Below are 19380 nucleotides of genomic sequence, written 5' to 3'. Positions count from 1 at the left end.
CGCCGGCGATCGGACACCGCCGCGCGTGCTCCATTCGAGCACCGTTCCGAAAGCGTTCATCCGCCTCCGACGGGTTGAGCTTCAGCGCCTCGCTGCTCTTTCCAAAAACTCCAGCAGCGAGGGATCGGTCTCCTCGAATTCGACAAAGCGGCGGCGCAGCTCGTCGGCGATTTCCGCGGTGGCATCCCGCGACCATCCCTCCGCGGTATTGAAGGCCACGATGCGTGCGGGATGGAGATATTGCCCTTCGACGAGATGTCTGAGCAGGGTCGCGCGATTGGCGTCCTCCTCGGCCGTCTCACACCAGGCGCGGCCCAGTCGCCGGCCGAAGTCATCGAGCACGAGATAAACGTCCCGGTCGGTCGTAATGTGCGGCACGAGCGATGGAGAAGGACTCATGGCTTACTCCGCTACTGGCAATCCGAACAGTTGCGGACAGATCGGGATAAGGCGATTTGCCCCTGACCGGATTCGGAAAAATGGATTCCAGGTATTTTTCCTAGGATCACCTTCTGATTAAATCACAAAAAACGGAAATAAATAAAATTAAATAGCAAAGCGCGATGAAATCCACTAAATTGATTGCGCCTGGCGGGCGAGCCCGCACGTCGGGCAACCACCTCGCAAACGGCTCCCGCGTCCACCCCCAATAGCCCACACCCCAGGACGCGGGGGCCGTTTCTTTACGGACCTCTGCCCGGGCTCCAAGGTTCTGTCGTGCAACCGCGCGCTCGCGTGGAGACCGCGAGTCGTCCCGGAGGGATCGATTTAGCCAGCGGCGCGCCGATCAGCCGCCTATCTCGGCCGACGCTTCACCTCGCGCACCGCGCCGCGCGCCGCGCTGGTGGTGAGCGCGGCGTAAGCCTGCAGCGCGGTCGAGACGTTGCGCTTGCGGTTCTGCGGCTGCCAGGCGGCATCGCCTTTCGCCTCCTCCGCCGCGCGGCGCTTGGCGAGCTCCTCGTCGGACACCTCGAGGCTGATGCTGCGGTTCGGGATGTCGATGGCGATGCGGTCGCCGGTGCGCACGAGACCAATGTTGCCGCCTTCGGCCGCTTCGGGCGACAGATGGCCGATCGACAGGCCGGACGAGCCGCCAGAGAAACGGCCGTCGGTGACGAGCGCGCAGGCTTTGCCGAGACCCATCGATTTCAGGTAGCTGGTCGGATACAGCATCTCCTGCATGCCGGGGCCGCCGCGCGGACCTTCGTAGATGATGACCACGATCTCGCCGGCAACGACCTTGCCGCCCAGAATGCCTTCCACCGCCGCGTCCTGGCTTTCGAACACGTGCGCGGGGCCTGAGAATTTCAGGATCGAAGCATCGACGCCCGCGGTCTTCACGATGCAGCCGTCCTGCGCGAGGTTGCCGTAGAGCACGGCGAGACCGCCGTCCTTGCTGAAGGCATGCTCGAGATCGCGCACGACGCCCTTCTCGCGATCGGCATCGAGCTCGTCATAACGGCGCTCCTGGCTGAAGGCGACCTGGGTCGGGATGCCGCCGGGCGAGGCGCGATAGAAGGTGCGCACCGTCTCGCTCTTGGAGCGCTTGATGTCCCAGCGCTCCAGCGCATCGCCCATGGTCGGCGCATGCACGGTCGAGACCGAGGTGTCGATCAGGCCGGCGCGGTCGAGCTCGCCCAGAATGCCCATGATGCCGCCGGCGCGGTGCACGTCCTCGACATGCACGTCGGCGACGGATGGCGCGACCTTGCAGAGCACGGGCACACGGCGCGAGAGCCGGTCGATGTCGCGCATGGTGAACTCCACCTGCCCTTCATGGGCGGCGGCGAGCAGATGCAGCACCGTATTGGTCGAGCCGCCCATGGCGATGTCGAGCGTCATGGCGTTCTCGAACGCCTTGAAATTCGCGACGTTGCGCGGCAGCACGCTGGCGTCGTCCTGCTCGTAGTAGCGGCGAACGAGATCGACGATGGTGTGGCCGGACTCGACGAACAGGCGCTTGCGGTCGGCATGGGTCGCCACCACCGAGCCGTTGCCGGGCAGCGCCAGGCCAAGTGCCTCGGTCAGGCAGTTCATCGAGTTGGCGGTGAACATGCCCGAGCAGGAGCCGCAGGTCGGGCACGCCGAGCGCTCGATCACCTTGACGTCGTCGTCGCTGACCTTGGAGTCGGCCGCCGCCACCATGGCGTCGATGAGGTCGACGGCCTTGGTCTTGCCCTCGAGCTTGACCTTGCCGGCCTCCATCGGTCCGCCCGAGATGAACACGGCGGGGATGTTGAGCCGCAACGCCGCCATCAGCATGCCGGGCGTGATCTTGTCGCAGTTGGAGATGCAGACGAGGCCGTCGGCACAGTGCGCGTTGGCCATGTATTCGACGCTGTCGGCGATCAGCTCGCGCGACGGCAGGCTGTAAAGCATGCCGTCATGGCCCATGGCGATGCCGTCATCGACCGCGATGGTGTTGAACTCCTTGGCGACGCCGCCGGCCTGCTCGATCTCGCGGGCCACGAGCTGGCCGAGATCCTTGAGGTGGACGTGGCCGGGCACGAACTGAGTGAAGGAGTTGACGACCGCGATGATCGGCTTGCCGAAATCGGCGTCCTTCATTCCGGTCGCGCGCCAGAGGCCGCGGGCACCCGCCATGTTGCGGCCGTGGGTGGTGGTGCGGGAGCGATAGGCTGGCATGGCGGTTTCCGTCCTCGGGTTGGCTTGGGCCGGGCGGAAAAATGGAAGCCGCCTCAGGCCTTTCCGGCCGGATAGCGCACGGGCTGGCGAGGTGCAACGGGAACTTGGGCCGGACAGGGCTCCCCTGCTCCGGACGCGGCCTCTTCGTAGCCCGGATGGAGCGCAGCGCAATCCGGGGCAGGTGTCTACCGCGGTTAGTCCCGGATTTCGCTGCGCTCCATCCGGGCTACGGGAGCCCTCCCCCTACTGCAGCGTCGGATCGAGCCGGTCGCGCAGCCAGTCGCCGATCACGGAGACCGCCAGCGTCGTGACCACGATCGTGGTGGCCGGCGCCAGCATGATCCAGGGCGCCCGGGTCAGGTACTCCCGGCCATAGCCGACCATGTTGCCGAGGCTGGTCATCGGCGGCTGCACGCCGAGGCCAAGGAAGGACAGGCCGGACTCCATCAGAATCGCTTCGGGGAAAACCAGCGTGGTCGAGACGATCAGGGTCGAGGCGATGTTGGGCAGGATGTGCCGGAGATAGATCCGCGACGGCGTCGCACCTAACTGGCGGACCGCGGCGGCATAGCCCTGCGCGTTGGCGGAGATGGCCAATCCCCGCGCGATGCGGGCGTAGCGCTCCCAGCCGAACAAGCCCATCAAGCCGATGAGCAGAGGCAGCGAGTTGCCGAAGAAGGCGAGCACTGCGAGCGCCATGATCAGGAAGGGCATGCTGGCCTGGAAGTCGGTCAGCATCAGCACGAGCTGTTCGACGGCCCCGCGGAAATGCGCGGCCAGGAAGCCGAGCGTGGTGCCGACCACGGCCGAGATCGCGGTCGCGCCGAACGCGATCAGCAGCGAAATGCGGATCGAGACGAGCAGGCGCGACAGCACGTCGCGGCCGAGCTCGTCGGTGCCGAGCCAATGCGCGGCATTGCCGGGCGCGGCCAGGCGATTGCGCAGATCAAGCTGGGTGAAGCCGTAGGGTGCGATCTTCTCGGCGAAGGCGGCGATCACCAGCATGGCGACGATCCAGATGATCGCCAGCGCAACCGAGACCGGGATCTCCGGCAGGCTGATGCGGCGGCGGACGCCAGAGCCCTTTCCGTTCCGATGAAATCGGAACGGGGCTCTAGATTCTGGTTTTGACGCGTTTTCTTCACGCGAACCGGTATCCACTTCGCTTGAAAACGCTTCGGTATCCTTCAGCGTCGCGTCGGTCATGCATGCGCTCCTTTGGCGCGCAGCCGCGGGTCGAGGAAGCCGTAGAGGAAATCGACGATCAGGTTGGACGTGACCATGGTCATGGCGACCAGCAGCAAGATGCATTGCACGACGGCGAGGTCGCGGTTGGCGACGGCGACGACGAGCAGGCGCCCTACTCCCGGCCAGGCAAACACGCTCTCCACCACGACCGCACCGGCGATCAGCGTGCCCACCATGAAGCCCAAAATAGTCACGGTCGGAATCGCCGCGTTCGGCAGCGCATGCGACGTCACCACCTTGCGCCATGGCACGCCCTTGGCCGAGGCAGTGCGGATATAGGGCTGGCCCAGCACCTCCAGCATTGCGCTGCGGGTGAATCGCGCCAGCACGGCGGCGCCGCCAAGGCCGAGCGTCGCAATGGGCAGGATCGCGTGGCGCCAGCTGTCCTGCCCGCCCGACGGCAGCCAGCCAAGCTGCACGGCGAAGACCAGAACCAGCACCAGCGCGAGCACGAAACTCGGGACGGTGAAGCCCGCGACCGCCGTCATCATCACGGCGCGGTCGATTCCCGAGCCCCGATGCAGCGCGGCGTAGATGCCGGCGGGAATGCCGAGCGCCACCTTGAAGGCAAAGGCCGGCAGCGTCAGCGCCAGCGTCGCCGGGATCCGCTCCAGCACCAGCTCGATCGCGGGCCGCCCGTCGCGCATGGAGCGGCCGAGCTCGCCCTTGGCGATGGCGCCGAAATAATCGAGATATTGAAACCAGATGGGATCATCGAGGCCCCAGGCCTTGCGGAACGCCGCGAGCACCTCAGGGGGTGCCTCCGGTCCCAAAATCATCAGCGCGGGATCGCCCGATAGCCGCAGCACGACGAAGGCGAAGGTGACGACGAGCACAATGGTGAGCGCCGCGCGTCCAATGCGAATGGCGAAATAGCGTGCCATCACGCCGCATCCCGCGTTTCGGCGCCCGTGACCAGATGACAGGCGACCTGCCTGTTGCTGCCCACAGCCGAGAGCACCGGCACTTCGCGCGCACAGCGCGCGATCGCGCGCGGGCAGCGCGGGTGGAAGGCGCAGCCTTGGGGACGCGCAGACGGGTTCGGCGGATCGCCCGCGAGCACGATGCGGCCGGCGCTGCGGCGGCCCGGTGCGGGCGAGGCCGACACCAGCGCCTGCGTATACGGATGCTCGGGCCGCGCGAACAGATCGTCGGCGCTGCCGATCTCGACGATGCGGCCGAGATACATCACGGCGACGACATTGCTGATCTGCCTGACGACGCGCAGATCGTGGCTGATGAACAGCAACGTCAGCGACAGCTGCGCCTGGAGATCGGCGAGCAGGTTCACCACCTGCGCCTGGATCGAGACATCGAGCGCGCTGACCGGCTCGTCGCAGACCAGAAAATCAGGCCTCGTCGCCAGCGCCCGCGCCAGAACGATGCGCTGGCGCTGGCCGCCGGACAGCGCGCCGGGATAGCGCGCGCCGTGGGCCGGCGTCAGCTCGACCGCGCCCAGCAGCTCGCGGACGCGATCTTCGCGCTCGGCGGGCGTGCCGAGATCGTGGATGTCCAGGGGCTCGCGGATTTGGGTGGCGACCGGCAGCCGCCTGTCCAGCGCGCCCAGCGGATCCTGGAAGATCATCTGCATGCGTGCCCGCTGCGCGCGCCATGCGGCCGTTCCCGGCGCGGCCATCGGCTTGCCGTCGAACCGCACCTCGCCGCTGTCGGGCGGCTCGAGGCCGAGCACGATGCGGCCCGTGGTCGATTTTCCCGAGCCGGACTCGCCGACGAGGCCCAGCGTCTCGCCCTTGGCAATCGTCAGCGACACCCCGTCGACCGCATGCACGGCCGTAGCTCGGCCGAACATCCCGGAGCGCATTGCATAGCTGCGCGCGATCGCGGACACCTCGACGAGCGGCGCGCTCATTCGGCCGCGATCCCGAGCAACGCGCGGCGCGAAGCCTCGGCGCGGATGCAGGCGACAGCGCGATCATCCGCGATCGCCGCCAAGCTCTGCGCGGCAAGCGCGCACTGTTCGGCCGCCAACGTGCAGCGTGGCGCGAAGGCGCAACCGTCAGGCATCCGCGCGGGATCGGGCACGGTGCCGGGAATGGCCGTGAGGCGCCGCCGCGGCCCATCGAGCGGCGGCAGCGCGCCGATCAGGCCTTGCGCATAAGGATGCACGGGGTCGGCGAAGAGCTGGTTGCTGGGCGCCTCCTCGACGATACGGCCGGCATACATCACCGCGACGCGGTCGCAGTTCTCGGCGACGACGCCGAGATCGTGGCTGATCAGGACCATCGCCATGCCGATCTCGCGGCGGACCGTAGAGAGCAGCTCCAGAATCTGGGCCTGAATAGTGGCATCGAGCGCGGTGGTCGGCTCGTCCGCGATCAGCAGGTCGGGATTTCCGGCGAGCGCCATCGCGATCATGATGCGCTGGACCTGGCCACCGGAGAACTCGTGCGGATAGGCCGACAGTCGCCGCGCCGCATCGGGAATGCCGACGAGGTCGAGCAGCCGCCGCGCTTCCGCCTTTATCGCCTCGCCGGAGAGATCGCGATGCAGCGCCAGCGCTTCGCAGAGCTGCCTGCGGATGGTCAGCACCGGATTGAGCGCACTCGCCGGATCCTGGAAGATCATGGCAACCCGCCCGCCTCTGACATGGTCGAGCTCGGCGGCGGGCGCGCCCAGGATCTCACGGCCGTCGAGCAGCACGGAGCCCATGACTTGCGCATGGCGCGGCAGCAGGCCCAGGGCGGCAAGCCATGTCACCGACTTGCCCGATCCGGACTCGCCGACGAGGCCGAGCGCCTCGCCCTTCTGCAAGCTGACGTCGACGCCACGCAGGACCTGCACGCCGTTGAAGGCGACGCGCAGGCCCCGGATGCTGACCAGCGGCGCCACCTCAAGCCTCGAAATTGCCGGCGCGGAAATCCATCGCGAAGGCGGGCGCTGCCTTCCACTTGATCGATTTCGGCTTGGCCGTGAAGGTCGCATTCTGGTGCAGCACCGTATAAGCGGGGTCCTCGCGCTCGGCGATCTCCAGCATGCGGCGGAACGCCTTCTTGCGGGCCGCGCGATCGGTCGACGTTTCCAGGAATTCCGAGAGCTTGTTCAGCTCGGTGTTGGTCCATTCGCCGATCTGCTGCTGCTGGCCGTTCGGCCCGTGCTGGGCGACCAGCGACGACACGGGGTCGTTGAAGGCGGCCGAGTTCGACCAGTCGCGCACGGCGCGGGTCGGCGCGCGCTCCATGATCTGCGACCAATTCTCCTTGGTCTCGATCTGCACGTTGAGGCCGACCGACTTCCACATCTCGACCAGCACCTGCGCGGTCGCGACCTGGTTGGTATAGTAATTGTTGAGCAGACGGTACGGGATCGGATCGCCCTTGTAATTGGCCTGCTTCAACAGATCCTGCGCGAGCTTGGGATCATAGGCCGGCACGCTCCAGTCGGCGTTGAACATGTCGCCGTAGAATTCCCATTGCAGGCCCTTCGGCACGCGGGTGCGGCCGGCCCACAGGCTGTCGACGATCGCCTGACGATCGATCGCATGGGTGAAGGCGCGCCTGACAAGCGGATTGGCGAGCTGGGCGTGGTTCTTGTCGAACACGGTGAGGCGGTGATTGAGAATGGTGCCGCCCTGCACCTCGAACGCCGAATTCTTCTCGATGCCGGCAATCTGGTCCGGCGGGATATCGCAGGCGAACTGGTATTCGCCCGAGAGCAGGCCGTTGATGCGGCTCGCGACTTCAGGCACCTCGAGGAAGCGGATGCGCTTGAGCGGCGGACGGCCGCCCCAATATTCGTCATGGGCTTCGAGCGTCAGCGACACGTCGGGCTTGAGCTCGACGACCTTGTAGGGACCTGTGGTGACGGGTTTGCGCGCCCAGTCGAGATAGCTCGCGGACTCTTCCCACGCGCGGCGGTTCATGATGTCGGAGCCGTAGCGCGACAGCCGGCCCTCGATCGTGACGTCGGGCGTCGCGTTGTAGAAGCGCACCGTATACTTGTCGACGGCATCGACGCGCACGAGGTCCGGCCAGATGCGGCGGGCAACGGCGGGCACATCAGGCGGCAGCTCCTTGCCGGGACGCGGCGTCGGGATCTTTTCGAACGCCTGGATGGTGGTGCGGCTCTTGGCCTCGGTCTCGCCGAACATGCGCTCACGGCTGAAGGAGAAGAGGACATCTTCGGCAGTGAGCTCGTCGCCATTGTGGAACTTGACGCCCTGGCGCAGCTTCACCTCGACGGTCTGGTCGTCGATGCGGCGCCACTCGGTGGCAAGTCCCGGCACGGCCTCGAGATTGCCGCGCCAGTTCTTGGAGATCAGACCTTCCCAGATCGAGGAGAAGAACACGCGCTCGCCGACATTGGATTGCTCGCGCACCACGTCGAGCACGTTCGCATTCGTCACCTTCTGCACGGCGATCGTCACCGACGGACGGCTGTCACCTTGCGCGATCGCAAACCGCGGCAAAAGGAGCGCGCTTGCGGCAGCGCCGCCGGATTTCAGGATGGTGCGACGGGTGAGCTTGCTCATGATGGTGACCCCTGCCCTTTGTGATGTCGGTTATTCGGCAAGCCCAAGCGCGGCGAGATGGGCTGCGCCAGCGCGGACGTCGTCGTGGTTGCGGAGTTCGAGGATCAGCCGCGGGTCGGACGTCAGCCGTCCCAGTGCGCGGAACACGGCGACCCAGGGGATATTGCCTTCGCCCGGCGCCCAGTGCCGGTCGGCAAAGCCGTCGGTGTCCTGGAGATGCACATGCGTCAGCATGTCGCCGGCCATCTCGACATAATAGTCGACCGGCGGCGCGCCGGTGGAGATGTGGGCATAGTTGGCGTGCCCGGTGTCGAGGGAGACGCGGACCTTGCTGCTTTCGAGCGCCTTGGCAAGGCGCACACGGTCGCGCGGATCCTTGTCCTCGATGTTCTCGATGACGATTTCGCAGCCGATGGTCTCGGCACGCGCGATCACTTCGGCCAGCGTCGCCTTGACGCGCTCGACCAGATTGCCGCGATTGTCCGGATAGAGATCGAGATTGTTGTGGTCCCAGGTCGTGAACGGCGAATGGATCACCATCTGGGTCGCGCCGAGAAACTCGGCTGCATCGAGACCCTGAAGCAGGCGCTTGGTCACGGCCTGACGGATCATGGGATCGTGGCTGTCGATCTTGAAGCCCCAGAACGGGCCGTGAATGCCGAGCCGGCCGGTATGGCCCGCAAGCATCTGCTTGATCTCGCCGGCGGTCGTGCGCCAGTCACTATCGAGCAGATCGGCGCGGAAAAAATCCTGGATCTCGAGATCGCGCTGCCGTTCCAGAAGCCAGTCGCGATGCGCAGGGATCGATTTGATGGACAATGCGGCGCCCAGCACCGGCTTCGACATGGCTTGCTCCTTGGCCGTCAGCGATGACGGGAGCAGCGCTAGACCAGTTCAATGACAGGCCGGTGAAACGCAGGCTCTTCAACGTGAAGAGATGTGGACATCCTGCCGCCGCCCCGCTGCGGATTCAGGAAACAAGATCGCAGCACCGATGCCGAACGAACACACGGCAAGCGTATTCATGTCCGTAGTGATCCGGAATGGAGTCCTAACCATGGTTCGCGTACATCGCCGGACATCGATCGGCGGCCACTTCCACGGGCATCACCTCTGATCGCGCAACATGGGGTTGGGGGACCACATGGGGCGGGAGATTGAAGGCTGGGGCAAGGTGACGAGGTCCGGACTCCTAGGCACTCCGGACCTCGAAACTTTTCAGATTGAACACGATTTCGCGCCGCCCGGCTGTTCAGCCGGGCGGCGCGTTATCGTTTCAGCGTCGTCTTCCGGTCTGGGACCTAAGGATATTGTTTGAGCATGATCTTTTCGGAAAACCGCTGCACACTTTTCCCGATCATGCTCTAGCGCGTCTGCGGCTCGATCGTCAGCGAACATTCTGTCCATGCTCCTGAGTGGGGACGAGGAGCAAGCCCATCGGGCAGATCACGCCGGGCTCACATCGCCTCCTTGAGCGTGAGGCGGGCCGTGAATGTCACGGTGGTCTTCCCAACCAGCGCCATGCCTTCGACCTCGGCGCCACCGGCCGAGTAGCCGCCCGAGAAACCGCAAGTGACCTCCCTGCCGCCGAACGCGAGCGTCTTGCCGACGGCTTCGGTGTGCTGATTGACGATCATGTCGCCCCGCCACTTGCCGTTCCGGTACGTGTAGCTGCCGGTGTAATAGAAATAGCTGTCGCCGCCCATGATGCGTCCGTCGCATAGCACGACCACGCCCCTGGCCTGGCCGCGCTTGCCGTCGCGCATCTCGATGTCGAAGATGTAGAGGCCGTTGACGACCCTGGCCTCCTCACCCGCCTCTGCCCCATCTCCGGCCGACATCCAATCGTCTCCCCTATGTCGATCCGCTACACCGATCAGTTCGGCACGTTCCTTTCGAGATCCTCGAGCCATGCCGCCGCGCTCGCGTCCGACGGCGCGCGCCAGTCGCCGCGCGGCGACAATGAGCCGCCGGCCGAGACCTTCGGTCCGTTCGGCATGGCCGAGCGCTTGAACTGGCTGAAAGCGAAGAAGCGGCGCAGGAACACCTCGAGCCAGCGCCGGATCTCAGGAAGTTCGTAGGCCTTGCGCCGGTCGCTTGGGAATGCCGGCGGCCATTCACCCTTGGCGACGTCCTTCCAGGCGTGCTGCGCCATGAAGGCGATCTTGGAGGGACGCATCCCGAAGCGCAGCGTGTAGAACAGGTTGAAATCCTGCAGCTCGTAGGGGCCGACGGACGCTTCCGTGCTCTGCGGCTTCTCGCCAGGCTGCACCGGCACGAGCTCAGGGGAGATTTCGGCAGCCAGGATTGCGCCAAGCGTCCGATTGACGTCGTCGCTGAACTGCTTCGAGGAGATCACCCAGCGGATCAGATGCTGGATCAGGGTCTTCGGCACGCCGGCATTGACGTTGTAATGCGCCATCTGGTCGCCGACGCCATAGGTGCACCAGCCGAGCGCGAGCTCGGAGAGATCGCCGGTGCCGATGACGATGCCGCCGTGATGGTTGGCGAGCCGGAACAGATAGTCGGTGCGCAGCCCCGCCTGCACGTTCTCGAAGGTGACGTCGTAGACCTTCTCGCCCTTGCCAAAGGGATGGCCGATATCCTTCAGCATCTGCGTCGCCGTGGTGCGGATGTCGAGCTCCTGCCAGGTCGTCTGCAACGCCTGCATCAACGCCAGCGCGTTGGTCTTGCTCTCGCTGCCGGTGGCAAAGCCCGGCATGGTGAAGGCGAGGATGCTTTGGCGCGGCAGGCCGAGCAGATCAACCGCCTTGGCGGCGACGATCAATGCATGGGTGGAATCGAGCCCGCCCGAGACGCCGATCACGACGCGCTTGGTGCCGGTGGCGCGCATGCGCTGCACGAGGCCGGCGACCTGGATGTTGTAGGCCTCATAGCAATCCTGCTCAAGCAGGCTCTCGTCGCTCGGCACGAAGGGAAAGCGCTCGACCTTGCGCAGGAAGCCGATGTCGGCGGCCGGCGGCTTCAGCGCGAATGTCACCTTGCGGAAAAACGCCTCGCGCTGGCGGCGGTTGTCGTCGAACGTGCCCATCAGCGCGCGTTCCTGCCTGAGCAGGTCGAGATCGACGTCGGCACACGTGATCTGGCCGCCCTGGCGGAACCGCTCGCCCTCGGCCAGCAGCACGCCATTCTCGTGGATCGAGGTCTGGCCGTCCCAGGCGAGATCGGTGGTCGATTCCCCTGCTCCGGCGGCGGCATAGACATAGACTGCGAGGCAGCGCGCCGATGTCGATTGGCACAGCAGCGCGCGCGAGCGCGCCCGGCCGATCGTGATCGGGCTGCCCGAGAGATTGATCAGCACGCTGGCGCCCGCGAGCGCGAGCTCGGAAGCCGGCGTCACCGGGATCCACATGTCCTCGCAGATCTCGACGCCGATGGTGAGGCCCGGGACATCCTCGGCCGAGAACAAAAGGTCGATGCCGAACGGTGCATGCAGCCCGCCAAAGGAGATCGTCTCGCCGGCGATGCCGGCACCGGAGGCGAAATGCCGTCCCTCGTAGAATTCGCGATAGGTCGGCAGGTAGCTCTTGGGCACGACGCCGAGGATGTTGCCGCGATGAACGACGACGGCGCAATTGTAGATGCGATTGCCAAAGCGCAGCGGCGCGCCGACGATCAGGACCGTCATCAGCGCTGAGGAGGCCTCAACGATCGTCACAAGCCCGCGCTCGACCGCATCGAGCAGCGGGTCCTGCTTGACCAGATCCTCGATGGCGTAGCCGGACAGGCACAGCTCGGGAAACACAGCAACCGCCACCGACTGTTCGTGGCAGGCATTGGCCGCAGCCAAAATGGCCTTCGCATTGGCCGAGGGATCGGCCACGTGGGAGGTGGTGACGCAGGCCGCCACGCGCGCAAATCCGTGGGCGTAGATCGAGTGGAACGTCATCGAGCGCTGTACCTTCAATCCCTTGCAATCTCTTGTGCGCCGGCCGGCCGCAGCCGTCAGCTCCACATCATATGTAGCCCATCGACCGGGGCCGGTGCAGGCCATCCGCCGTCATGCATAACGGATTTGCATATCGGCCGGTCGGCGCCCGCGACGTCAGGCGCTGCGGGCCAAGACCCCGGACAGATCGTTGCGCAGCCACTCGGCGATCCGGGGCCAGGCATGGACGTGGGTTCGCGCCCCCATGAACAGGCCGAGATGATTGCTCGGCTCGGAGGCTGCCGCAATGAACGCCGGCGGCGTGCCGACGAGACCCGCGGTGGCGAGTGCCTGCACAGCCGGCACGACATCGTCGTCCAGCCCGGCCAGCAGGAAGACCGGCGCCTTGACGTCCTTCAGATCAACCGGGCGGCCGAGCGCGACGAATTGGCCGCTGGCAATCCGGTTCTCCCGGAAAATCCAGTTGACGATCTGAAGGTAATAGGTGCCCGGCAAATCGAGCGTCTCGGTATTCCAGCAATCGAAGCGCGCGAGCAGGCTCGCGCCTTCCTCGTCCGAAAGCCTCCTCTGCAACGCCACTTCGATACCGTCGCTGTCAGGTGATTTGGACCAGAAGCGCAGCATCTCCTCGCCGCTGACATTGCCGCCGCCGCGTGCGACGAGCTGGTCGTAAACCAGCTCGGGCGCGTTGCGGGCGAGCCGCGACAGCGCCGAGTCGATCGACAGATCGACGGGAGCGCCGACCAGGACCAGCCGCCGCACCTTGGCCGGAAAGCGAGCCGCATAGAGCAGCGACAGCCAGCCGCCCTGGCACAGCCCGACGAGATCGACCGGCGCGCCGATCTCGTCGATGGCGACGTTGAGATCGGTAAGATAGCTGTCGATCGAGAGATAGCGCATCTCCGGCGTGGCTGACCGCCAGTCGGTGAGATAGACGCGGTCGATGCCGCCATTTTGCAGCGACTGCACCACGCTATGGCCGGGCGCGAAGTCGGCGATCAGGGCCCGATGCAGCGCATAGGGCGCGCAGACCAGCGCCGGCTGGCTGGACCGTGTCTGCGTGAAATCGCGCAGGCGCATCGTCACAAGCTCCAGCGCAACCGTGCTGGGCGTCGTCCATGGCAGGCTGCTCTCGCCCTGCTCCGCAGCTCCGCGCTCCAGCCACCAGAAACAGGCGTCCATGGCGAGCTGCGCCGCCGCAAACGGCCACAGCAAAGGATCGTCCGGCGCATGCCCTAGTCCGCGTGGCTGTTTGCCGGTCTTCTCCACCATGGCTAGCTCAATATCCTCACAGGAACGCCTCGAGGCTCACGACCGAAATGCCGCGATCCCTAAAACTCCGATGGGTCGCGGCCAGGGAGCCGTCGAGATCGATGCCGCGACAGGCATCCTCGACGACAGCGACCTCGAAACCTGCCTGGCGGGCATCCTCCGCCGAGAAGCGAACACAGAAGTCCAGCGCGAGACCAGCGACGAAGACGGTCTTCAGCTTGCGCTCGCGCAAGTAACCGAGCAGTCCGGTCGGCGTCTTATGGTCGTTCTCGAACAGCGCCGAATAGGAATCGATGCCGCGGCGGAAGCCCTTGCGCACCACCAGGCTCGCCCTGACAACGTCGAGCTCGCGGTGGAATTCAGCCCCCGCCGTCCCCTGCACGCAATGAGAGGGCCAGAGCACCTGGGTGCCGTAGTCGAGCTCGATGGTCTCAAACGGCTGCTTGCCGGCATGGTTCGTCGCGAATGACACGTGATCACGCGGATGCCAGTCCTGGGTCAGCACCACATTGGCGAATTTTTGGGCGACTCGGTTGATGGCGGGGACGACCTTTTCACCGCCGGGAACGGCGAGCGCTCCGCCGGTGCAGAAGTCATTCTGCACGTCAATCGCCAGCAGCACGTCACGGTCGGAGATCTTCATGCAAGGCCTCATTCCAGCCGTCCGGGGACTGTAGGCACCGAGACGCTCGTCTCCAATGTCGATCTTCCCGCGCGGCTTCGCAACCATCGTACGCGCGGCTTGTTAGAATGGACCGATCGTTCCTGAAATGAAACGGTTTGGGCTGGTCCGTGTTGACTAGCGGCACCCAAGAGCGGATTCTCGGGCATCCGCACTCATGCGGACTGCGTCGACGGAGTGGAGGAGAAGGGTTCCCGTGGCCTGCACGGCCGCGGCAGCCATATGGTCATGACGATCGGCAAGACAGGACAGATTCTTCTCGCCGATATCGGCGGCACCAATGCGCGCTTCGCGCTGAGCCAGGCCGAATCCAGCGACGGCGATCCGGCCGGACCGATCGACTATGTGAAGGTCGCCGACTTCCCAACCGTCCGGGAGGCCATCGTCGATGTTCTCGGGCGCCAGTCCGGCGCCGAGCAGCCCCGAAGAGCCGTGCTGGCGGTGGCGGGCCCCGTGACCAACAATCGCTGCGTCATGACCAACAGTCCATGGGTCATCGATGGCAACGAGCTGCAACCTGCGCTCGGCTTTGACAGCGTGCACGTGCTCAACGATTTCGAAGTGATGGCCTGGTCCCTACCCGCCTTGCAGCCTGCCGACCTGATTCCGCTTGGCGGACAGGACGGCCTGCCCGGAGAGCCGTTGCTGGTGATCGGGCCCGGAACCGGTTTTGGCGTGTCCTGTCTGGTCGAGCGCCACGGCGCACGGCTGGCGGTCGTGACCGAGGCCGGTCACGCCACCCTGCCGGCCGAGAACGAGCGCGAGGAACGCGTGATCGCCTGTCTGCGCAAGCGCCTTGGCCATGTCTCCATCGAGCGTGGCGCGCTCTCGGGTTCCGGCCTGCAAAGCCTCTACGAGGCCCTGGCGGAGGTCGACGGCGGCCAGGTGCCGCATCGCGATCCTGCCGCCATCACCAAAGCCGCGCTGGAGGGCCATTGCTCCGTCAGCCGCGCGACGCTCGACATGTTTTGCGCCATCCTCGGCTCGGTCGCGGGCAATCTCGCAGTGACCTTCGGCGCCCGCGGCGGCGTCTATATCGCCGGCGGAATCGTGCCGCGTTTTCCGGAATTTCTCGCGGCGTCCGCATTCCGGGCACGCTTCGAGGCCAAGGGACGCTTCCAGGATTACTTGCGCAACATCCCGACCAGGCTGGTGATCAAACCTGATGCGAGCTTCGTCGGCCTCAAGATGTTCGCCGAGCACAATCCAAATTGAGGGACGAAGCGCCCTTCTCGCGGGTTCCAGTAATTCACAGCTGATTGCAGCGGTCACACGATTCTACGCAGGATCGTGCTTGCCTGCGCGTGTCCGATGCGAAACAATCCTGTCCTGTGTGTGGCGTAGTTGCGGGGGCGTGGCATGCGTAAACAGGATTTGGGTTTCGACTATCACCGCTACCACCGCCTGCTGCGCGAGGCGGATAACGAAGACAAGCGGCTGGCCTTGATCGAGCTCTTGATCGAGGAAAAGGCCAGAGACCGGCTGGCTGCCCAGCGCGCCTCCGATCGCGCCGCCATGACGGCCCGCACCATTGCCACGGTACTGAGGAACGGCCGCAACTGAGACTTGCGAGCTCCTCCCAACGCGTGAGAACTCGGCGTGATTGCGACTTCGTTAACGATGCCTCGCAATCTGACGTCAAACTTTTTGCTCTAAGAGTTCCCCCACCTGAGGCAAATCAGGGCCAACAAAGGGGGGAAGTGAACATGAGCATGATTTCGCTCGCCGTGATGCCGGCCGCCGTCGAAGCGCGGTTCGCCGATTCTTCGTTCAAGACCATCTTGCTATTCTGCTGCACGGGCCTGGCCGTCTCGTTCGGCCTGATCGCCCGTGGCATCGATCTCAGCGCCGGTCTGATCTGACAGCGCACCGAGCTCTTTCGCCAATGGCCGCCCTGACGGGCGGCCATTTTCGTTGGCGATCTCAGTGCGGCATCTTCGCCGTCACCGAGTGCGGCATCTTCGCCGTCACTCAGTGCGGCGTCTTCTCTGTGGCTCCCGGAAACATCGAATCGATCATCGCCTTGAGCTGATCCATTGCGATTGGCTTGCGCAGGATCGGCCTGCGCCGGAGCAAGGACGGCAGCAGCTCCGGCCCGTAGCCCGTCGCGAACAGGAACGGTTTTCCACGGCGCTCGATCAGGTCGGCGACGGGATCGACGTAAACGCCCATGAGATTGATGTCGAGGATGGCCAGATCGTATTGCGCGGTCATGGCAAAGGCGCTGGCGTCGCGGACATTGTCCGCTTCCGCGACGACGTGGTGGCCGAGTTCCTCCACCATGTCCGCGATCATCATCCGGATCAACGCCTCGTCTTCGACCAGGAAAACGGAGAGTCCGTCCGCCATATCAACCCCGCAGTCAGCCTTACGAAGCTAATCATAACCGAATTGCGGAGAGGATTCACGAATTCGTGGCAGGCGCCGTTAATTCAGGCGCGCCCGATCCGATTCAACTTGATCAATCCAGTCCCCGCTCGTGGCTCAGGCGCACCATCTCCTGAATGAAGACCTGCTTCTGCTTGTCATCGAGGCTCGAATAGAGCGGCTCGGCGGCGTCGGCGACATTGCGCTGGTCGGCGGCCCGGTCGATCAGGAACTGCGCCTCGTTGCGCATCTGCTCGATGATGTCGTCTGGCGGATCGCGCTTGGCGCGGGCAACCCGAAGGTTGAGCCGCTCTGCACCATTATGCCCCAGGTAGTGCATGGCGCTCGAGAAACCGTACCAGTGCTTCTCCTGATCAGGCGTGAGGTTCAGTTCGGTCTTGATCCGCTCGATGTAGGAATCGCTGTTGGCGACGATCTGCTCCGCGGTCTGCTGCGGTGCGCCGCTCTGGGTCAGAACCGTAACATCCTTATTATCCTTGTTGTCCGTGCCATTCGGCGCGGCGTTCTTCGCCTCCTTGCTCGCTTTGGCGCCCTTGCCCGCCTTGGCGGTCTTGGCATCCTTGTCCTTGCCGCCCGGCTGCTTGGAATCTTTGCTGGCGTCCTTGGGCGGCGGCGCCTGATTGCCATTGTTGCCGACGCCGAGCACGCCGGTGAAGACGCCCACCACGCCGCCGATGGCGCCGCCGAGCACGCCGCCGACCGGACCTGCCGCCTTGTTTCCGGCCGCGGCTCCCTCCTGAACGCCTTTGACCAGACCTTGAGCATTCGCCACCGCGGCTGCGCCGAGCAGCAGCGCGAGCACGGACCCCAGCGCAAACCATCGTCGCAGGTGAAGCCGCGCTGGCAGCGCCGGTTTGATCATTCTCGTCTCCATCGTCGATCTGCTGGCCTGTCGGGCGAGAGCCCCATGGCAATTGCAACTCTATCGTTTCCGCCGCGCCGAGGTCCAGACGCGGACATTTGCTGTCCACGTCCGAAAAGTCTTTCGCGCGAAGCGGTTATGCAGGCTTATTCGAAACTGCGGCGTAATTGCGCACGGATCATTCGAGCCCGGTTGGTCAGAGTGTGCGTCGCAAAATGAACGCCCGCGGTTCGCCTGCAACGCATGGTCCTGCATGCGATCACGACGGTGCCGGACACACCCTTTAGTTCTAGACGAGGAGCCGTTCGGCTTTCTCGACAGACGCGATCAATCATGATCTGATCGCGCTACCAATTTGCTGCGACCTGCGTGAATTGCCGACGCGGGCCGGCGGCACCAAGACGGCACTAATAAGAAAGTCCAACAAGAACCCGAAGAAAGAAGTCTCTCAGAGGAAACTCCAACAACAACACCCAGGCGAGGAAACGAGATGTCACGCAAGACACTGACGAGACGTCAATTTGTGGCTGCTACTGCAATGTCCTCCGCGGCGCTGATCACGGCGCCCTATGTCCGGGGCGCTTACGCCGCCGGCAAGCTCTCGATCGGCTTCTGGGACCATTGGGTGCCGGGCGCCAACAAGGCCTCGACCGATCTCGTCAACGAATGGGCCGCGAAGGAGAAGGTCGAAGTCTCCATCGACTACATCACCAGCAACAACAAGAAGATCGAGCTGACCGCCGCGGCCGAAGCCCAGGCCAAGTCGGGTCATGACATTCTGCAGATGCCGAGCTGGTGGCCGCAGGCCTATGCCGAGAATCTCGAGCCGCTCAATGACGTCATGGAGCCGCTCCTCAAGCAGAATGGCGAAGTCAACGGCACCGTCAAATATCTTGGGCAGTCGGGCGGCAAATGGCTCGCGGTGCCCGCGACTCCCGGCAGCCAGATCAAAGGCCCCTGCTCCCGCATCGATCTGATGAAACAGCACGCCGGCATCGACGTGCAGGAGATGTACCCGGCCGGCGGTCCGCCCAAGGTCGAAAACTGGACCATGGAGACCTTCCTGAAGGCGGCCGAGGCTTGCCATAAGGCGGGCTTCGCGTTCGGCATCGGCCTCGGCGAGACCACCGACAGCGTGGATACCGCCGGCGCAATCTTCCAGTCGTTCGGCGCCGAACTCGTCAACGCCAAGGGCGATGTCACGGTGAAGACCGATCAGGTTCGCCAGGCGATGGAGTTCTACAAGAAGCTGATCGCCTTCCTGCCGCCGGATGCACCGTCCTGGGACGACGCTTCCAACAACAAATGGCTGATCTCCGGCCGCGGCGCGATGATCCTCAATCCGCCGAGCGCCTGGGCGGTTGCCAAGCGCGATGCGCCACAGGTCGCCGAACAGTGCTGGACGCACGGTTTCCCGTCCGGTCCGAAGGGACGGTTCGCACCGTACCTGCCCTACTTCTGGGGCGTCTGGAGCTTCGGCAAGAACAAGGAGGCGGCCAAGAGCCTGCTCGTTCACCTGTCTTCGCCATCGTCGATCGAGAAGTTCGTCGCGGTGAGCGGCGGCTATGACCTGCCGGCTTACGCGAACATGACCAAGTTCAAGACCTGGGCGGAAGAAGGGCCGCCGAAGGGAACGCTCTTCCACTATCCGGACCCGTACAAGCATCAGACGCTGTCGATCGCGGCGTCGCCGGCGCCGCCCAAGGTCGCACAGCAGATCTACTTCCAGGCGACGCTGACCAAGATGGCGCTGCGTTATGCGCGGGGCGAGACGATGGAGCAGGCGCTCGCCTGGGCCGAGGGCGAGTGCGAAGGCTTCATGCGGAGCTAGGCCGGGGAGTGACAGGGCGGCTCGCGCCACGTGCGTGAGCCGCCCGGGCTCC

At 64.9% G+C, this 19380-nt stretch carries 18 protein-coding genes; 4 read left to right on the top strand and 14 right to left on the bottom strand.

Annotated elements, in window-relative coordinates; all coding sequences use genetic code 11:
* Positions 1-81 precede the first annotated feature (81 nt).
* The 12 genes from ACR9YP_RS25095 to pncA all read right to left on the bottom strand — a co-directional run bounded on the left by ACR9YP_RS25095 (position 82) and on the right by pncA (position 14220).
* The gene (locus tag ACR9YP_RS25095) at positions 82-399 is read right to left on the bottom strand and encodes a hypothetical protein (protein ID WP_438108337.1); all 318 of its coding nucleotides are present in this window, start codon (positions 397-399) and stop codon (positions 82-84) included.
* Between the two features lie 396 nt (positions 400-795).
* A complete protein-coding gene (ilvD, locus tag ACR9YP_RS25090; protein ID WP_474217407.1) occupies positions 796-2646 on the bottom strand; it encodes a dihydroxy-acid dehydratase in 1851 nt (616 codons plus the stop codon).
* Between the two features lie 243 nt (positions 2647-2889).
* The gene (locus ACR9YP_RS25085) at positions 2890-3852 is read right to left on the bottom strand and encodes an ABC transporter permease (RefSeq protein ID WP_474217406.1); all 963 of its coding nucleotides are present in this window, start codon (positions 3850-3852) and stop codon (positions 2890-2892) included.
* Positions 3849-4778, bottom strand: coding sequence for an ABC transporter permease (locus tag ACR9YP_RS25080; RefSeq protein ID WP_474217405.1), 930 nt, complete (start codon positions 4776-4778; stop codon positions 3849-3851). Before ACR9YP_RS25080 ends, ACR9YP_RS25085 begins: the two co-directional genes overlap by 4 nt.
* On the bottom strand, positions 4778-5764 hold the full coding sequence (locus tag ACR9YP_RS25075) for an ABC transporter ATP-binding protein (protein ID WP_474217404.1): 987 nt from the start codon (positions 5762-5764) through the stop codon (positions 4778-4780). Before ACR9YP_RS25075 ends, ACR9YP_RS25080 begins: the two co-directional genes overlap by 1 nt.
* Positions 5761-6744 carry an ABC transporter ATP-binding protein gene (locus ACR9YP_RS25070; RefSeq protein ID WP_474217403.1) on the bottom strand — a complete coding sequence of 328 codons (984 nt, stop codon included), beginning with the start codon at positions 6742-6744 and terminating at the stop codon, positions 5761-5763. Before ACR9YP_RS25070 ends, ACR9YP_RS25075 begins: the two co-directional genes overlap by 4 nt.
* Before the next feature lies 1 nt (position 6745).
* Positions 6746-8383 (bottom strand): ABC transporter substrate-binding protein, encoded by a 1638-nt coding sequence (locus ACR9YP_RS25065; RefSeq protein WP_474217402.1) that lies wholly within the window; start codon positions 8381-8383, stop codon positions 6746-6748.
* A gap of 30 nt (positions 8384-8413) precedes the next feature.
* On the bottom strand, positions 8414-9229 hold the full coding sequence (locus ACR9YP_RS25060) for a sugar phosphate isomerase/epimerase family protein (protein ID WP_474217401.1): 816 nt from the start codon (positions 9227-9229) through the stop codon (positions 8414-8416).
* Between the two features lie 611 nt (positions 9230-9840).
* Positions 9841-10224 carry a GrlR family regulatory protein gene (locus ACR9YP_RS25055; protein ID WP_164939254.1) on the bottom strand — a complete coding sequence of 128 codons (384 nt, stop codon included), beginning with the start codon at positions 10222-10224 and terminating at the stop codon, positions 9841-9843.
* A gap of 35 nt (positions 10225-10259) precedes the next feature.
* Entirely contained in the window at positions 10260-12293 is a 2034-nt protein-coding gene (locus ACR9YP_RS25050) for an NAD(+) synthase (RefSeq protein WP_438110766.1), read from the bottom strand.
* Between the two features lie 156 nt (positions 12294-12449).
* The gene (locus tag ACR9YP_RS25045; RefSeq protein ID WP_474217400.1) at positions 12450-13565 is read right to left on the bottom strand and encodes an alpha/beta fold hydrolase; all 1116 of its coding nucleotides are present in this window, start codon (positions 13563-13565) and stop codon (positions 12450-12452) included.
* Between the two features lie 16 nt (positions 13566-13581).
* A complete protein-coding gene (pncA, locus tag ACR9YP_RS25040) occupies positions 13582-14220 on the bottom strand; it encodes a bifunctional nicotinamidase/pyrazinamidase (protein ID WP_091894567.1) in 639 nt (212 codons plus the stop codon).
* A 255-nt stretch (positions 14221-14475) separates the two neighbouring features.
* Here pncA and glk point away from each other — a divergent pair, with 255 nt between their 5' ends.
* From glk to ACR9YP_RS25025, 3 genes are all read left to right on the top strand, one after another.
* Positions 14476-15462 (top strand): glucokinase, encoded by a 987-nt coding sequence (gene glk, locus ACR9YP_RS25035; protein WP_438110764.1) that lies wholly within the window; start codon positions 14476-14478, stop codon positions 15460-15462.
* Positions 15463-15606: 144 nt separating this feature from the next.
* Positions 15607-15810: a hypothetical protein gene (locus ACR9YP_RS25030; protein WP_091894535.1), complete on the top strand. Its 204-nt coding sequence runs from the start codon at positions 15607-15609 to the stop codon at positions 15808-15810.
* 143 nt (positions 15811-15953) lie between these two features.
* Positions 15954-16109, top strand: a complete 156-nt coding sequence (locus ACR9YP_RS25025; RefSeq protein ID WP_176945925.1) for a hypothetical protein — start codon at positions 15954-15956, stop codon at positions 16107-16109.
* A 109-nt stretch (positions 16110-16218) separates the two neighbouring features.
* Here the strand turns inward: ACR9YP_RS25025 and ACR9YP_RS25020 are convergent, their stop codons facing one another.
* Both ACR9YP_RS25020 and ACR9YP_RS25015 read right to left on the bottom strand, forming a co-directional pair.
* Positions 16219-16596 carry a response regulator gene (locus ACR9YP_RS25020; RefSeq protein ID WP_438108322.1) on the bottom strand — a complete coding sequence of 126 codons (378 nt, stop codon included), beginning with the start codon at positions 16594-16596 and terminating at the stop codon, positions 16219-16221.
* Positions 16597-16708: 112 nt separating this feature from the next.
* Positions 16709-17497, bottom strand: coding sequence for a Spy/CpxP family protein refolding chaperone (locus ACR9YP_RS25015; protein ID WP_474217399.1), 789 nt, complete (start codon positions 17495-17497; stop codon positions 16709-16711).
* Between the two features lie 490 nt (positions 17498-17987).
* Here ACR9YP_RS25015 and ACR9YP_RS25010 point away from each other — a divergent pair, with 490 nt between their 5' ends.
* Entirely contained in the window at positions 17988-19328 is a 1341-nt protein-coding gene (locus tag ACR9YP_RS25010; RefSeq protein WP_438108318.1) for an ABC transporter substrate-binding protein, read from the top strand.
* The last annotated feature ends 52 nt before the right edge of the window (positions 19329-19380 follow it).

This window comes from Bradyrhizobium sp. BR14999 (assembly GCF_056106085.1).
Note: the sequence above shows the minus strand (reverse complement) of the source record. Positions and strands in the feature narration are given on the sequence as shown.

Coding starts and splice junctions, on each gene's coding strand:
- ACR9YP_RS25095 (WP_438108337.1), bottom strand. CDS start 399: ATGAGTCCTTCTCCATCGCTCGTGCCGCACATTACGACCGACCGGGAC.
- ilvD (WP_474217407.1), bottom strand. CDS start 2,646: ATGCCAGCCTATCGCTCCCGCACCACCACCCACGGCCGCAACATGGCG.
- ACR9YP_RS25085 (WP_474217406.1), bottom strand. CDS start 3,852: ATGACCGACGCGACGCTGAAGGATACCGAAGCGTTTTCAAGCGAAGTG.
- ACR9YP_RS25080 (WP_474217405.1), bottom strand. CDS start 4,778: ATGGCACGCTATTTCGCCATTCGCATTGGACGCGCGGCGCTCACCATT.
- ACR9YP_RS25075 (WP_474217404.1), bottom strand. CDS start 5,764: ATGAGCGCGCCGCTCGTCGAGGTGTCCGCGATCGCGCGCAGCTATGCA.
- ACR9YP_RS25065 (WP_474217402.1), bottom strand. CDS start 8,383: ATGAGCAAGCTCACCCGTCGCACCATCCTGAAATCCGGCGGCGCTGCC.
- ACR9YP_RS25060 (WP_474217401.1), bottom strand. CDS start 9,229: ATGTCGAAGCCGGTGCTGGGCGCCGCATTGTCCATCAAATCGATCCCT.
- ACR9YP_RS25055 (WP_164939254.1), bottom strand. CDS start 10,224: ATGTCGGCCGGAGATGGGGCAGAGGCGGGTGAGGAGGCCAGGGTCGTC.
- ACR9YP_RS25050 (WP_438110766.1), bottom strand. CDS start 12,293: ATGACGTTCCACTCGATCTACGCCCACGGATTTGCGCGCGTGGCGGCC.
- ACR9YP_RS25045 (WP_474217400.1), bottom strand. CDS start 13,565: ATGGTGGAGAAGACCGGCAAACAGCCACGCGGACTAGGGCATGCGCCG.
- pncA (WP_091894567.1), bottom strand. CDS start 14,220: ATGAGGCCTTGCATGAAGATCTCCGACCGTGACGTGCTGCTGGCGATT.
- glk (WP_438110764.1), top strand. CDS start 14,476: ATGACGATCGGCAAGACAGGACAGATTCTTCTCGCCGATATCGGCGGC.
- ACR9YP_RS25030 (WP_091894535.1), top strand. CDS start 15,607: ATGCGTAAACAGGATTTGGGTTTCGACTATCACCGCTACCACCGCCTG.
- ACR9YP_RS25025 (WP_176945925.1), top strand. CDS start 15,954: ATGAGCATGATTTCGCTCGCCGTGATGCCGGCCGCCGTCGAAGCGCGG.
- ACR9YP_RS25020 (WP_438108322.1), bottom strand. CDS start 16,596: ATGGCGGACGGACTCTCCGTTTTCCTGGTCGAAGACGAGGCGTTGATC.
- ACR9YP_RS25015 (WP_474217399.1), bottom strand. CDS start 17,497: ATGATCAAACCGGCGCTGCCAGCGCGGCTTCACCTGCGACGATGGTTT.
- ACR9YP_RS25010 (WP_438108318.1), top strand. CDS start 17,988: ATGTCACGCAAGACACTGACGAGACGTCAATTTGTGGCTGCTACTGCA.